Below are 14,882 nucleotides of genomic sequence, written 5' to 3'. Positions count from 1 at the left end.
AGTGTACATATGTTGTACACTTTTTTTGTTACTACTCTAAAACATCTCTTTTTCTATCCCCATCATAGAATCCACCACGATTGCCTTCTAATGCAATTAATTGCTCTAATCCTTCTATATGATCACCTATAATTCGCAAAACAGCTGGAGGATGACCTATTTTTGCAAAATGTTCACTGGGACGAATACGGTTCATCTTATCGACCTCTACACGACTTACACATGCAATCTCGAATCCCGACAGAATCGCTTTCACTTGTGCTACACAAGGTGAGAGTAAAGATCTATAACCAATTTCTTTCAAGCACTTACGACTGAACGCATTCGGTACAGCAATAAGAGAGCCTACTCCTAGATCTTTTCTATCACAAGCTAAATTTAATGCATATTTAAATGCAGTTACAAGATGAAGTGGTACTCTTAAATCTAAATAATGATTTAGATCATTTAAGGCGACATCCATTCCATCTGCAATAGCTTTTGCGAAAGGATATAACTCCCTTGCCGGAATAACAAAGTCGCCGTCTATAAACAGCACAATATCCCCTTTAGCAAAGTAAGTTCCAAGTGAACGCCCTACATCGTTTCCAAGTGCTTCTTTATATACAATTGTTATTGCTCCCTTTTCTTTTGCAATCGTTGCTGTTTGATCAGAAGAACCATTTACAACAACGATAATTTCAAAAGGTTCAATTTTTCGAAGTTCATCTATAACATTTCCAATTGTTTTTTCTTCATCTTGTACAGGAATAATGACCGATAATTGCTTTCCTTTATACAATTTAGATGTGACGCCCCATCCTTGATAAAGATCTTCGAAATCTAAAGTATGATACACACTATCTCTTTTCCTATTGCCATCATAATACCCTCCGCGCTCATCGCTACCTACTATTCGCTCCGCTACAGCTTCTATATGATCACCTATCATCCGTTTTTCAGATTGCGAAAGACCCGTGCCATACGCAGCATGCTCGGTCGGCCGAAATTTATTTGGCGTAATAACGTCAATTGCACAATGACGACTAATTCTCCATTTACTTTGAACTAAACGTAAATGAGCGACAATAGGATTAACAAAGCCTTCATATCCAATACTTTGAGCAACTTCTTTCGTCAACGCATGAGGTACAGATAATAAAGAATCAACTTTTAACTCTTCACGCTCTAACATTGCATTTAATATTTGGCGCCATACTGCCACAGAATGCGGTTTTTGTTTCTTTAAAAATAACGCATCCAAATTATTTAAAACGATGTCGGCCTGATCATGTAAAATGGGATTCAGGAATAATTGTAATTTTGAAGTTTGAATAGCAAAATCTCCATCTATAAATAGTAATACATCACCTATCGCATGTTTTGCGCCAACCGCACGGCCAACATCGTTCCCTAGTAACTCTGTATACTTAATTACTTTACACCCTAAACGATCAGCAACCTCTTCTGTACCATCATTACAACCGTTCGCTACTACAATAATCTCTACTGGATTTAATCCTTTTGCCGATTGAATAACGTCTGAAATCGTATCGATTTCATTACATACAGGAATAATAACTGATAACGACTTAGCCATTGTTTTCTTCACGAAACCAATTAATTGTTTCTTTTAATCCGTTTTCCCACGTTACTTTCGCCTGAAATTGAACAAGTTCTTTTAATTTCGTTACATCTGGTCTTCTATTTGGAATTTCTTCAAAGCCATGTGGATATACCTCTTCGAAAGAAACTTGAACAATCTTTGAAGAAGATTTCGTTAGTTTTTTAATTACTTCTGCTACTTCTTTTATACTCTTTTCATTCTCAGAACCTATATTAATAATCTCACCATTTGCCTTCTCATCCATTGCTCGAATCGTTGCCTCTACCGCATCACTTACATACGTAAAGCAACGTGTCTGCTTTCCATCTCCATATACGAGAATGTCTTCTCCTTGCAGGGCCGCACTGATAAAACGCGGGATTACCCCTGCATATGGGCCATCTTTCGCTCTTGGACCATAAATATTAAAATAACGCACAATCGTTACAGGTAAACCTTCTAAAGCGTATCCTAAACATAATGTCTCTTCTAATGTTTTACACACTGCATAACTCCAACGTATTTTAGAAGTTGCCCCGTATAATCGATCCCCCTCTTCAGAAAAGGGTGGTTTTGCCTTACCATATACTTCTGAAGTAGACGCAAAGACTACTTTCTTCTTTCCATTTAGCGCTGCTTGTAAAATGTTTCTCGTTCCATCAAAATTCGTTTCAATGAGCTCTATACTCTTTTCCATTGTCGTTTTCACACCTAAAATTGCTGCTAAATGAAACACTACATCATGTTGATTTACTAATTCATAAATAGAATTTTTATCTAAAACGCTTATTGGAATAACCCGAATTTCTTTCATTAACTCATCATGATATTTATTTTTCCCTTTATAGAAGTTATCAACGATCGTAACCCCATACCCTCTTTTCACCAGCTCTTCAGCTAAATGTGAACCAATAAATCCTGCTCCACCTGTAATTAAACATTTCTTACTCATACACTCACCTTCTTTATAATTCCACGTGTATCTATTACTCGCTTCATACCTTTAAAAAGCTTCCAATCGATATTAGAGTGATCAGTTAAAATTAAAATACAACCCGCTTGTTTAACGACTTGTTCATCTAAAGAAACAGATTGGTACACCTTATCTTCAAATTTTGCAGAAGAAATATATGGATCATGATATTCAATTTCATATCCTTCTTTTATTAACAATTCAATAATTGGTAAAGCCGGTGATTCTCTTAAGTCATTTACGTCTTTCTTATATGCAATCCCTACAATTAAAACCGTTGCAGGTGATTGCACCACACCTTTTACTTTCCGGACTATTTTCTCTGGCATTTCTTCATTAATCACATGTGCAGCTTCAATTAATTGACTAATTTCCCCATTCCTTTTTATTCTCCATTGGAAATATAAAGGATCTACTGGAATGCAGTGTCCCCCTATCCCTGGCCCTGGCCAATATGGGGTAAATCCAAACGGTTTTGTAGATGCTGCTTCAAGCGCCTCATAAAAATCAATTCCTAAACTTTCACATAGTGTGTTTAACTCATTTACTAATGAAATATTGACTAGACGCTGAATATTTTCAAATAACTTACACATTTCCGCTACTTTCGGAGAACTAACTGGAACAACTACATCAAATGTAGTGCTATACAACTCCTGTACTTTTTGTTTACACTTTTCTGTTTGTCCACTAATAACTTTTGGAATTGTTTGAACGGAATAGTGACTATTAGCCGGATCAATTCTCTCAGGGGAATATCCGATATAGAAATCTTCTCCTACCTTTTTACCTGTTTGAGAAATAATAGGAATGATAACTTCCTCGAGTGTACCTGGATATGTGGAGCTTTCGAAAATGAAGGTTTGTCCTTTTTGAAGGTGTTGTTGTATATAATGCGAAGCTGAAATGAGGGCACTTAAGTCTGGTTCTCTTTTTTCATTAATTGGAGTTGGAACAGTGACAATAACATAATCACTATTTTGAAAATCAGCAATACCTTGATCCGGTGTATTTACTATTAATTTTTTTTTAGTCAATAAACTTTGTAACAATTTAGAAGAAACATCTGGAATATAACTTTCTCCTTTTATAATTGATTCTATTTTTCTAGTATCTTTATCTAACCCAAGTACTGTATGCCCTCTCTCTGCAAAATGGACTGCTAAAGGAAGGCCAACATACCCTAACCCAATAATAGCTACTTTACTACTATTCATTTGTATTCTCTTCTTCCCTTCTCAATTGTTGAATGATATCCCTATCTCTATCTCCATCTGTAAAACCACCGCGTTCGTCCGTACTTTGTAATAAATACGCAATCGCCTCAATTTGATCACCGAAAATACGATCAAATGCTGAAATACGCCCATTTATAAATTCGTGTTGCTCAGGACGTACTCGATTTGTTTTTATAACATCTACTAAGTCTACTGCTATAATAGAGAATCCTTCTAAAATAGCTTTCATCTGAGCTAATGGAGGAATCACAAGAGAATCATAACCAATTTTCTCTATTACTTTTTTATGCATAGCGTATGGTACTGCTGTTAATGAGTTATTCCATAAATCTGGTCGCTTCGCTATCACATTCACAAAATATTTTCCCATGCTAATTGGATCTGCTGGATGAAACATATCTAATAAACACTGTAAATCATTTAATGCCACATCACTTCCATCTTCAATAGCGCGCAAAAATGGAATTAAATTTTTTGCTGGAATAGCAAAATCACCATCCACAAATAAGCAAATATCTGCCGTAGCATGCATGGCGCCTATCACCCGTGCTACATTATGTCCAAGCAATTCTCCAAATTCAACAACAATAACATTCTCTAGCTTTGCTTGTTTAACAGTTTCAATATGTGCTCCATGTGCAACAGCAATAATTTCATCTACACCTGCTGCTTTCACTTCTTGTATAACAGACCTTATAGTTGTTTTCTCTCCTGATATCGGGATAATGGCACTATATTTCGCTTTTTTCCTTTGTAATAAAACTGGTTTATACTTTCCTACAAATTCCCTATCCTTATTACCCTCTAAAAAACCACCGCGTTTACCGTATGTTTCGATTACGTATTGTAAAGCTCGCAAATGATCACCCATAATACGACTAGTCGCTTTCGGATAAGGAGAGCCAGGTGATGTACCCGTATGCACAGGACGAACTTTATTTGTGTAAATGACATCAACTGAAGCCATATCAGAAATATCTACTCCTCTAGACATCGCCATCGCTTGAAATAGTGCTGGATCCGCTAAATTCCACCACCCTAGTTTTTCAATTACTTCACGACTTATCGCATGTGGTATCGCAATTAAAGATCCTACAACAAACTCTTTCTTGTTCAAATAACGGTTTAACATATATTTTCCAACCGTCGTATAATGCGGTCTCATCTTCAAATAAACGGACCATGTTAAATTATTTAAAACAATCTCATGTCCTTGCTGTATTCCTTTAATAAAATTGTATAATTCTTCACTTTTCATGACGATATCGCCATCTAAAAATAAAACAATTTCTCCTTTTGCTTCTCTAGCACCAATTGCCCGTCCCACATCATTACCAAGAGAAGATCTATAATAAATCACACGGCAATTATGCTGTAATGCTATTTCTTTCGTACCATCTGTCGATCCATTATCTACTATGATAATTTCATATGGTTCCAACTTCCTTACTTCTACTAAAACTTTTGATAAAGTACTTGCTTCATTATGCACTGGAATCACAACTGACACTCTCATACTTGTATCACTCTTACCCTTCCAAGCGAACATAAGCAATAATAGGAATACGTACAACTACATCTTCTGGTGGTCCATAAGAAGGAGAAGTACGAACAATTACTGCCCCATCCGTCACAGATAAAAGAACACCTGCAATGATTTCTACAGCTGTCACAACTTGCACTAGTTCACCAACATGGTTACGTAGTTCATCAGTAAATAACATATATAACTCTCCTTTCTTACGCTTCTTTAATTGATATAATACTTGTAAATGGTAATAACACTTCTGTTCCTATTCCTTCTTGCAGTGTTAAAAAATCATCCCCAACTGCTACAATCACACCCGTTAACTGTCCAACTGTCACAGTAATTTCTACGTTTTTACCCAAATACTGCTCTGCAATTTCTTTAAAAGGTGATGTATTACATTCTTTTAAAATGTTACAAATAATAGATTGAAATCTACTTGATTCAATAACTTCTTCCGTAGCTTGCTTAGAATTTCTTTGAATAAATCTCGCGAAGTTTTGTGAAAATAAAAGTCTTTCCACAGCGGGCAATAACTTATTGTCTAAAAAATAATCTAATTGCCTATTAAACAATCTCGATAACTTTTTCCAATACTTACCGAACAGACACATATATTTCTCCTCCTATTATTTTTAAATTCTAAAAATACATCCATACATCTTAATGTATACAAAGCAGGCTTTTTTTGTGATAGGTAAGGCATACATTTTTCAAAGAAACAATCTTTTCTAAGCACATAAAAAAAGATAGATGGTATTCCATCTATCTTTATATATTTTAATTTTTAATTGTAACAATGGCAGCTACGCTATAATAAACCGCTGGTGGTAATTCTGCCTGTTCACTTATAGAAACTGTAACAAGAGAACCACCGCTTGCTGAGAAATACTTAACAGCTTCTAACGGAATACCATCTTCTTTCACATCTATATTTGTTCCATCTCGCCAATCTATTTTCTGCATTGTTGCTGAAAGGTCCCCAGTCACTTTACCAAATTCTTTACCATCCACTCCTAAAAAGATCCATTCCCACTTTGTTAAACTTAGTACTTGTTTCAATTCTCCAATTTTCTTTCCCTCTACATCGGAAAAAATATAGAAGTTGCGTACTCCCATCTTCTTTTGAACACGCAACAATCTTTCTCCCGAGTGATTACATAAATAAAATTGTTGCTTATGTAGTCCCTTAACAAAAAAAGAAAGTACAGCTTGCCATACACGTTGCATAACAAAATCATACTCTTCTTTTAAAAACCCTACTGCACTACCATCTAATCCAAAGTACGTTATTACTTGAAACACTCCTACCTCTTTGCGAACAACAAATTTTTGTTGCTCAAATAATTCAGAAGTCTCTATATTATAATTTTCTTGTTTAAGCATTTTTGATCTTCGTTTTTCCATAAAGCTATATATTAATAATCCAAATGCCAGTAGTACAACACCTATTAATTTCAGATTTTCTTTCCCCGAAGTGAATAGTGTTCCTTTTTTATATTCCATCAATAATGCAATTGCAACGATAACCCATACAATGATAGATACCAAAAAAATTCGTTTCGCATTACGTGCGTGATGCTTATGTATACTCATATCCCTCCCCCTTTTTCCATTTTTTTCATTATCTCATTGCACATCCACTTCCTCAATAAAAAAAGACTATCCAAAAGGATAGTCTCTTACACTTCAACATTTCGCAACATCGTATAAATGTCGTTATTCACTTTACCAAACGATTTAATATTGTTTTGGATATTAGATAATAAAACGACATACACACTTCCGTTTTTACTAAATCCATTTAAGCAATTCCATCCTGGCATTACACCGTGATTCGAATAACTTCCCGGGTCTACGTACCATCCAAATCCGTAATCTTTTTTTCCGCCTGTAAACATTTGATCATAGCTCTCTTTTGAAATTAACTTTCCAGAGAAGAGTGCTTCATTAAATAAATATAAATCATGCGCACTTGTATATATATCACCACAACCATATAGTTGTGACATGCTCGGAATATTAGGTGTTGTCATATTGTTATTTACTATTTTATAACCTGTCGATGGGAATCTTGTTTGCTCTAACGCTTTACCGAAACCAGAATGTTTCATACCCGCAGTAGCAAAAATATGTTGTTTAATATATTCTTCTAACGGTTGTCCACTTACCTTCTCAGCGATGTAGGCAAGTATCGAATAGTTCGAATCGGAATATTTCCATTTCTCTCCCGGACTCCCAACACGCTTTTGTTTTCCTATTCGTTTTATTAATTCCTCATGAGAAATATCCTCTGTTCCCTGTTCATACTCTGGAATCCCTGATGTATGTGTTAGTAAATGTTTTAACTGAATACCATTACCTTGAGGGAAATCTGGAATATACTTTGCAATGGTATCCTCTACGTTTAATTTATTTTGATCTTTTAATTGCATAATAGTAGTCGCTACAAACGCCTTTGAAATAGAGCCAATATAAAAAGTTGTCTCTGAATTATTCGGTACTTGTTTCTCTTTGTTCGCCATACCGTATCCTTTATTCAAAAGAACTTTTCCGTTCTTCACAATAACAGCTGTCCCGCTAAATCCTGCGTTTTGTAAATATTGATCTAATTGAGCGTTTTCATTAATTTCTTGAGGTGGTCCCTCAGCAGGCTTCTCCACAGCTTGTACTTGCTCCACTTGTTCTTCCTGCTCTTTTTGTTTTTGTGCTTCTTGCTTCTGTTTTTCTTCTTTCTTTTTTAGCTCTTCTTGTTTCTTCATTTCTGCTGCTGCTTTTAAAGTTTCTTCTTTCTTATTATGCGCAACAATTTTTGTATACATGAAATATACAACTGAAAATAGTAAGACGAGAATAATTGTTCTTTTTATGTATACAATCGGCCGATGTGCTTTCCCATTCGCATTATTTTTTTCCTGATCCATGATTGCTTTTTTCCCCTTATTTACCGATAATTTAATTCCACTACACAAGATTCATTCCGGATCTTTTTCATAGATTTTTGACATTCCGTTCGACGTCATCCCTACTTTATCACGCACTGCACATATTACCAACCTATATGCATAAAAAAGAAAAAGAAAATTTACAAAAGTAAGATTCCCGTTAAATTGTTAACAAAAAAAGAGGATATCCTCTAAAAAATTGATGTCATCAATCTTTTCGGATATCCTCTTATCTCATTATTTATACGTGTTTTTTCATATCATCGGCAACAGATTCAACATTTGTACCTACGATAACTTGGACACTCGTATTACTTAATTTCATAACACCTTTTGCACCCGCACGTTTTAATGCTGCTTCGTTTACTTGACCAGCATCTTTTACTTGTAAGCGTAAACGTGTTGCACAGTTATCAATAACTGTTAAGTTTTCTTTTCCACCTAAAGCTGCTACGTAAGTTTCACCAATTGAACCTGCAACTGGAGCTTCTTCACCTTCAGCTAGTTCCTCCTCGTCTTCACGACCAGGAGTTTTTAGGTCGAACTTCTTAATTAAGAAGTAGAATACTACAAAGTAAATTGCTGCGTAAATTAAACCGATTCCTGCTAGTAACAATGGTTTTGTTGCAATACCGAAGTTTAAGAAGTAATCGATTGCCCCGGCACTAAATGAGAAACCATCGTGAATGCCAAGTGTTGTTGTAATAAATAGAGACAGACCTGTTAATACAGCATGAATTCCATATAATACTGGTGATAAGAACATGAATGAGAATTCAATTGGTTCTGTAATACCAGTTAAGAATGAAGTTAATGCTAGACCACCTAACATACCTGTAACCATTTTACGTTTTTCTGGTTTAGCAGCTGCAATCATTGCGAAACATGCTGCTGGTAAACCGAACATCATGATTGGGAAGAAACCAGTCATAAACATACCTGCTGATGGATCTTTTGCAAAGAAGCGTGCAATATCACCATGAACGATATCGCCAGCTGCATTTGTAAAGTCACCAAGTACGAACCAGAAGTATGTGTTCATTACATGGTGTAAACCGATTGGAATTAATAAACGGTTTAATAATCCGAATAAACCAGCACCAATTGAATCTAAGTTCACGATACCATGTGCTACTGCATCAATACCACTTTGAATTGTTGGCCAAATTTGACCGAATACTAATCCTAAAAGAAGCATTACGATTGAAGTAATGATTGGTACGAAACGTTTTCCTGCAAAGAATCCTAACCATTCTGGTAGTTTAATCTTATGGAATTTGTTGTATAGTAATCCCGCAACAACCCCTGCAATAATACCACCGAGTATGGCCATATTAATTTTCGGCGTTAATGCCGCTGCTTTTGAAACTTTTGTCATTGTATCTGCTAATTTAGTTGGATCTACTGAACCAACTAAATCTTGAACACTTTTTAATTTATCATTTAACTCTGCTGCTGAATATGTCTTACTTAGAGCATTTGTTGTATTTTGTAAAACAAGATATCCGATCGCTCCGGCAAGTCCAGCTGCTCCACTGCCGTCAATAGACAAACCGATTGCAACACCAATTGCAAAAATAAGTGCTAAATTATCAAAAATTGCTGCACCGGCCTGTGCCATAACAGGAATGTTAAATACATCTTCTTGTCCTAAACGAAGCAATAATCCTGCTGCTGGTAGTACGGCGATTGGAAGCATTAACGCTTTACCAATACGTTGTAGAAACTGCAACATTTTAATTCCCCCTATCAAATTTATGAAATCGTTATCATTATAAGTACGCCTTAGAAAACGCTTTCTATTTACATAACCATAATAACATATAGTTGTATAGATGTGTAGTTTTTATTTTCGAATTTTTTATGGATAAATCTCCTATTTCCAAACTGTTATATAAAAGGAAAATTCTCCTTTTTTGATATAGGATACGGAAACGAAATACCTACTATAGACATGTAACTTTCGTTTTATCATTCCACTTTTTCATGTTATTATTTATTTCCGAGCATATCGGGAAAAGTAAACTTAGTTAATTCGAAATAGGAGCGTTGGTACTATGCAGTGCATTGAAACAAACAACTTACAACAGTTGTTAGAACAAGTAAAACCATATACGAAAAAAGGAAATCTTGCTACTTATATCCCCGAACTAGGAAATGCAAATCCAGATGATTTAGGGATTGCCATTTTCCATAAAGAAACAGAATACATCCATGCTGGCAACTCACAAACACTATTTACTCTTCAAAGTATTTCAAAAGTAATTACACTTGCACTTGCCCTTTTAGATCGTGGTGAAGAATATGTATTTTCTAAAGTTGGAATGGAGCCAACTGGTGATCCATTTAATTCTATTATTAAGTTAGAAACGACAAGTCCTTCTAAACCACTTAATCCAATGATTAATGCAGGAGCACTAGCTATTACAAGCATGTTAGCAGGAAACGATAATGAAGAAAAAATGGAGCGCATCCTTCATTTTGTACGTGAAATAACAGATAATCCTACTATTAACTATTCTTCTAAAGTTGCCAATTCAGAATTAGAGACAGCTTACTTAAACCGTTCACTTTGTTACTATATGAAACAAAACGGAATTATCGATTGTGATATTGAAGAACTTATGGATTTATACACTCGTCAATGTGCAGTTGAAGTAAACTGTATCGATTTAGCACGTATCGGCTTAATTTTTGCGATGGATGGCTATGATCCATATAAGAAAAAACAAATTATCCCTAAACATATTACAAAAATCTGTAAAACATTTATGGTTACATGCGGTATGTATAACGAGTCTGGTGAATTTGCGATTCGCGTTGGTATCCCAGCAAAAAGTGGTGTAGCTGGTGGCATTTTCGGCTGCGTAAAAGGAGAAATGGGAATTGGTATTTTCGGACCGGCCTTAGATGCAAACGGAAATAGTATCGCTGGTTTTAAAATTCTTGAACTTCTTTCTGCTCAAGAAGGTTGGAGCATTTTTTAATTCAGAGTTATCCTGCTATACTAGCAGGATTTTTTTATTCCATAAAAACCTCAACTTTATCAGCTTCAAATCCCCTTACAAAAACCGTACTGAAAGTTTCTCTATATCATGCATATTTGCTCCCCCCTCCTGAATAGTATAGTACAACCTAGCGCTATATGTGGAGGTGTGAAAGATGAAACTAATATTTCAAATGGAAAAACAGCCTGTTCTTGAAAAAACAATTCTTCTATTTATATTGAGTATTGTAGAAAGCCTGAAGTTAAAAGTAGTTTCACTCGATGAAGCTCACCGATACATATTCAATTTAGAAGTACTTGAACTATTAATGGACCGGAACATCGATGATCAAGTACTTGAACTTATTCATTTCGGAATGGGACTTGAAGACATTCATCATGTACTTCCTGAAGAACTTGAACATACTATCGAAGAATTAAAGTGGCTTTGCATTCAAGTTTTGAGTGAGTACAGTATGCATGAAGAATCAGAACAATTAATTGAAGATATACGTTAAAAAAGCACCTATGTAGGTGCTTTTAATGTTTTTTTAAACTATTTTTATACGTCTCAATATTTACTGGTAGCTCTTCCTCTTCTAAAGTATGTTCATTTACATCTTTATGAACGAATGCACCTTTAGGCGGTTGATGGTCATGCCCTTTTTTCTTATGATCAAATGCTTTTCCTCGTCCCATACGGATCCCCCTTTCTTTAAAAGAAATCCGTATTAGTATGGAGAAAAGTACGTCGATATATGCAATCCTTTGCCGTATTTCCAAGGAAATACTCGAACATTGTTTTCTGTTCTCCTTACAACAGCTGATCAATTCCAATAAGAATTAATAGCACGCCCGCAATAACAGTAGCCCATTTCCCTAAGTATTCTGCTAAAAATCGTTTTCCTACATACGCAAAACCACTAATACAAATAAAACTAAACACCCCAGAAATAGTTGCTGTAAGCCACAGATTCAAGTTCGTTACCCCAGCATCAAATCCACCCGCAATATTATTAATAGACAACGCAATCCCTAAAACAATTGCTTCTGAAAAACTAATTGTTTTAGAACCATCAAAATCTGCTTTTTCTGGATCACGTAAAATGCCTATAAGTACATTACCATCTTTAGAACCTACAGTATTTCTTTGCCCCAAGAAAGGCTGGCACAAAATAAACACACCGATTATACCTAAAACGATTGCTCCAATTAGGTTTGCAGTAAACTCTGAAATAAATAACGCTATCCAGTTCCCAAAAAAGCCAGCTAATAAAGTAAATAAAAATCCAAAAAATGCGATGATAAAATTGTTAACCCACGAAATTCGAATTTTACGAATGCCATATGCAATCCCAACACCTGCATTATCTAAATTAGAAGCAATCCCGATTAAAAAAATTGAAAATAGACCTGCCGTACTCATAAACAGCCACCCCTTTTCTCACTTTTCAATGCATATTATGAAAATGTTGAGCAACTGTGCCTGTCTGTTTCATATACATGTAATAAATGCTCAACATTTTTTCAACAATAAAAAAGGAGTGCCTTCACTATGCCTAAAGAAAATCCAAATGAGCGGCTTAGTACATTAATAAAAAAACTTTTAAAAGAGCGTGCCTTATCCATGCGCCAATTAGGAATGCATACAAATATTGATCCCGCAACAATCTCAAGAATTATGAATGGTAAACAACCGCCAAAACAAAAACATCTACAAAAATTTGCAGAATGTTTGCAAGTTCCACCCCAATTGTTATTTGATGAAATGTATCCTGATTCTCCTCACATTAATAAAGAAAAGACTGATATGTACACATCTCTTGATACAATTCAGCAAACGCTGCAATCCTCTAACTTATTCGATTTCGACTACACAACAACGCGCGTAAAACAAGAACTTGAAAACTATGAACGCTATGCTCAGACAACAGAAGGTGAAAAACGTATTCATGAAAGTTTCGCGAGTAAATTAGAACAAATTGATAGCGCTGGCCCTTTTATTGAACAATTAACAGATATGTATCAACAATTTTGCAATGAGACTATTTCAAACGAGGAACGTGCGGTTCTCGGAGGCGCATTATTGTATTTCATTTTATCAACAGACATTATCCCCGATTATCTCTTTCCAATTGGCTATTTAGATGATGCAATTGCTGTTGAATTAGCGAAAGAGAAATTAATCGAACTAAAACGAAAGACATAGAAAAACAAAGAACTATTTCAGTTGTTTCTGTTCAACTCTGAAATAGTTCACTAAAAAATCGTACAAGTATACATACCTGTATGATTTCAACATACTAATCTATTTTTTCTTATGACACCATTCATATATAAATGCTGTTATTACTTTTGTAAATTCAATTAACTGTTCTACTTCAACTTTCTCATTTATTGAATGAGCTTCTTCTAATGTACCAGGTCCGTAAATAACAGCTGGGATATGAAATTCACTAAACCAACCACCATCCGTTACCGTTGCAGACATATCTAAAATTGCATTTTTGAATAGAATTGATTCGTGTACTGAGCTAAGAGTTTTTACTGCTGCATGTTCACTATCCACTTCCAAAGAAGGGAAAATTTCGCCACGATCCACAATCATTGATTCTCCGCCCCATTTAAATTGTGGTGGATTTTCACTTAACCATGGATCAGCAGCCGCTACTTTCCCAATATATTCTTCAATTTCTTTTATTATTTGTTCATGTGTTTCATTCGGATAGAAGTGCACTGTTATCCATAACCGGCACTCATCCGCAATAAACGCTGCATGCCGTCCGCCTTCAATAACAGCTGGGTTAATTGTTGTTGTTCCAGATGGATAGCCTTCATATGTTTTCATAACTGCCCAATGACGCTCTAATTCTTGTAAACTTTGCACAATTTTCATCATTTTTTCAATCGCACTCGCTCCGAACAAACGTCCTCCAGCATGAATCATTTGCCTGCGTGTTGCATCATGAAACGTCTGGGGGCTTTTTACAGTAATCCAGCCAGTAATTACGCCGCCCTGTCCTTGCATATGTAAATCACTCGTATCCACTACGACTGCAAAATCAGCATCATAACCTCTTTTGCAACATTGAAGTGTACCTGCTTCTCCAACTTCTTCCCCAATTACAGATTGAAAGATTAAATCTCCAGGTAATTCAATGCCAGCTTCTTGTAAAAGCTGAATAGCAAATAGCGCTCCAGCCAGTCCACCTTTCATATCTGCCGCACCACGCCCAACTAACCAACCTTCTTTTATAAACGGCTCAAACGGATTAGTCTCCCACGCCTCATCTGCTGACACTTCAGCTACATCCATATGTCCATTAATAATAAGACTTTTATGTGTGTCACTTTCTATCCCTTTTCTCACCCCAATAACGTTCGGGTCATTCGGATATACGTCCCATTTATCAACACTAAAATTTCGTTTTCTTAGAAAATCTGCAACAAATTCTTGCGCCTCATTTGTGTTTCTCGCCGGTGGTGCTGGTGTTTCAAAACGAATTAAAGTCTTTGTAAGCTCTAGTAACTCATTTTTTCGTAAATCAATCTGTTCTAATAGCTGTGAAACTTCTTGATTCATCACTAATTCCCCTTTACATACGTAGTATGTTTCCAGCTTTATTG

Annotated in this window: 15 protein-coding genes; 3 read left to right on the top strand and 12 right to left on the bottom strand. The window is 35.6% G+C overall.

Annotated features, from left to right (window positions below; genetic code table 11):
- Positions 1 to 31 precede the first annotated feature (31 nt).
- From FS742_RS24215 to nagE, 9 genes are all read right to left on the bottom strand, one after another.
- Positions 32 to 1,579 (bottom strand): glycosyltransferase family 2 protein, encoded by a 1,548-nt coding sequence (locus tag FS742_RS24215; protein WP_144615618.1) that lies wholly within the window; start codon positions 1,577 to 1,579, stop codon positions 32 to 34.
- Positions 1,572 to 2,537 (bottom strand): NAD-dependent epimerase/dehydratase family protein, encoded by a 966-nt coding sequence (locus FS742_RS24210; RefSeq protein WP_144615616.1) that lies wholly within the window; start codon positions 2,535 to 2,537, stop codon positions 1,572 to 1,574. Before FS742_RS24210 ends, FS742_RS24215 begins: the two co-directional genes overlap by 8 nt.
- Positions 2,534 to 3,775 carry a nucleotide sugar dehydrogenase gene (locus tag FS742_RS24205; RefSeq protein WP_144615614.1) on the bottom strand — a complete coding sequence of 414 codons (1,242 nt, stop codon included), beginning with the start codon at positions 3,773 to 3,775 and terminating at the stop codon, positions 2,534 to 2,536. The genes FS742_RS24210 and FS742_RS24205 overlap by 4 nt, the downstream gene beginning before the upstream one ends.
- Entirely contained in the window at positions 3,768 to 5,312 is a 1,545-nt protein-coding gene (locus FS742_RS24200) for a glycosyltransferase family 2 protein (protein WP_144615612.1), read from the bottom strand. Before FS742_RS24200 ends, FS742_RS24205 begins: the two co-directional genes overlap by 8 nt.
- Positions 5,313 to 5,325: 13 nt before the next feature.
- Positions 5,326 to 5,520, bottom strand: a complete 195-nt coding sequence (locus tag FS742_RS24195) for an LSm family protein (protein WP_000899469.1) — start codon at positions 5,518 to 5,520, stop codon at positions 5,326 to 5,328.
- Positions 5,521 to 5,536: 16 nt separating this feature from the next.
- Positions 5,537 to 5,938 carry an LSm family protein gene (locus tag FS742_RS24190; protein ID WP_046953685.1) on the bottom strand — a complete coding sequence of 134 codons (402 nt, stop codon included), beginning with the start codon at positions 5,936 to 5,938 and terminating at the stop codon, positions 5,537 to 5,539.
- 166 nt (positions 5,939 to 6,104) lie between these two features.
- Entirely contained in the window at positions 6,105 to 6,920 is an 816-nt protein-coding gene (locus FS742_RS24185) for a sugar ABC transporter ATP-binding protein (protein ID WP_144615611.1), read from the bottom strand.
- 86 nt (positions 6,921 to 7,006) lie between these two features.
- On the bottom strand, positions 7,007 to 8,248 hold the full coding sequence (locus tag FS742_RS24180) for a serine hydrolase domain-containing protein (protein WP_144615609.1): 1,242 nt from the start codon (positions 8,246 to 8,248) through the stop codon (positions 7,007 to 7,009).
- Between the two features lie 262 nt (positions 8,249 to 8,510).
- Positions 8,511 to 10,004, bottom strand: coding sequence for an N-acetylglucosamine-specific PTS transporter subunit IIBC (nagE, locus tag FS742_RS24175; RefSeq protein ID WP_144615608.1), 1,494 nt, complete (start codon positions 10,002 to 10,004; stop codon positions 8,511 to 8,513).
- A 322-nt stretch (positions 10,005 to 10,326) separates the two neighbouring features.
- Here nagE and glsA point away from each other — a divergent pair, with 322 nt between their 5' ends.
- A complete protein-coding gene (glsA, locus tag FS742_RS24165) occupies positions 10,327 to 11,256 on the top strand; it encodes a glutaminase A (protein ID WP_144615606.1) in 930 nt (309 codons plus the stop codon).
- Between the two features lie 175 nt (positions 11,257 to 11,431).
- The gene (locus tag FS742_RS24160) at positions 11,432 to 11,773 is read left to right on the top strand and encodes a DUF3969 family protein (protein ID WP_000766602.1); all 342 of its coding nucleotides are present in this window, start codon (positions 11,432 to 11,434) and stop codon (positions 11,771 to 11,773) included.
- Positions 11,774 to 11,795: 22 nt separating this feature from the next.
- Here FS742_RS24160 and FS742_RS27730 read toward each other — a convergent pair whose 3' ends face one another.
- Complete coding sequence (locus FS742_RS27730; RefSeq protein WP_166703518.1) at positions 11,796 to 11,954, bottom strand: hypothetical protein; 159 nt, start codon at positions 11,952 to 11,954, stop codon at positions 11,796 to 11,798.
- A gap of 115 nt (positions 11,955 to 12,069) precedes the next feature.
- Positions 12,070 to 12,681, bottom strand: a complete 612-nt coding sequence (locus FS742_RS24155; protein ID WP_144615605.1) for a manganese efflux pump — start codon at positions 12,679 to 12,681, stop codon at positions 12,070 to 12,072.
- Positions 12,682 to 12,810: 129 nt separating this feature from the next.
- Here FS742_RS24155 and FS742_RS24150 point away from each other — a divergent pair, with 129 nt between their 5' ends.
- Positions 12,811 to 13,464 carry a DUF1232 domain-containing protein gene (locus tag FS742_RS24150; RefSeq protein WP_088022750.1) on the top strand — a complete coding sequence of 218 codons (654 nt, stop codon included), beginning with the start codon at positions 12,811 to 12,813 and terminating at the stop codon, positions 13,462 to 13,464.
- A 99-nt stretch (positions 13,465 to 13,563) separates the two neighbouring features.
- On the opposite strand, the gene FS742_RS24145 is transcribed toward FS742_RS24150, so the two are convergent.
- Positions 13,564 to 14,838, bottom strand: a complete 1,275-nt coding sequence (locus tag FS742_RS24145; protein ID WP_144615603.1) for an acetylornithine deacetylase — start codon at positions 14,836 to 14,838, stop codon at positions 13,564 to 13,566.
- Positions 14,839 to 14,882: the final 44 nt, after the last annotated feature.

Origin of the sequence: Bacillus cereus, assembly GCF_007678085.1 — a bacterium.
Classification (GTDB): domain Bacteria; phylum Bacillota; class Bacilli; order Bacillales; family Bacillaceae_G; genus Bacillus_A; species Bacillus_A cereus_BE.
The sequence above is the reverse complement of the archived record's forward strand: the minus strand, read 5'-3'. Positions and strand labels throughout refer to the sequence as shown.